Annotated in this window: 1 pseudogene; it reads left to right on the top strand. The window is 76.8% G+C overall.

The features are described 5' to 3' along the window. Positions 1–516: pseudogene (locus tag CCN72_RS36340) on the top strand (FAD-binding oxidoreductase); the annotation flags it as partial.

Here is a 516-nt window from a genome sequence, read left to right on the forward strand (position 1 = left end):
CTCGCGCGGTCCGGCGCCGAGACCCCGGCACCCCCCCCCCTCCCGGCCCGCCGCGCCCGCGTCTGCTGCGGGCTGACCTATGTCTCCACCGGCCAGCTGGACCGCGCACGGGCGGTGCTGCGCCGCACCCTCGACCTGCTGGAGCCGGTGCTGGGCGCGGGCGTCCCGGTCGTCGTGCTGGAACCGAGCTGCGCGGCCGCCCTGCGCACCGACCTGCCGGAACTCCTGCATGACGACCCGCGCGCGGCCCGGCTCGCCGCCGCCGTCCTGNNGACCCACTGCCATCAGCACGCGGTGCTCGGCGACGCCCCGGACCGCCGGCTGCGCGAGTCGGCAGGGCTCACCGGGGAGCTCTCCGGCGGCTGCTGCGGTCTGGCCGGGAACTTCGGCTTCGAGAAGGGCCACTTCGAGGTCTCCCGGGCCTGCGCGGAGGACCAGCTGCTGCCCTCGATACGGGAGGCGGCCCCGGACACCGTGGTCCTGGCCGACGGCTACTCCTGCCGCACCCAGCTGGAG

The organism is Streptomyces murinus, assembly GCF_002154555.1.
Classification (GTDB): Bacteria; Actinomycetota; Actinomycetes; order Streptomycetales; family Streptomycetaceae; genus Streptomyces; species Streptomyces murinus.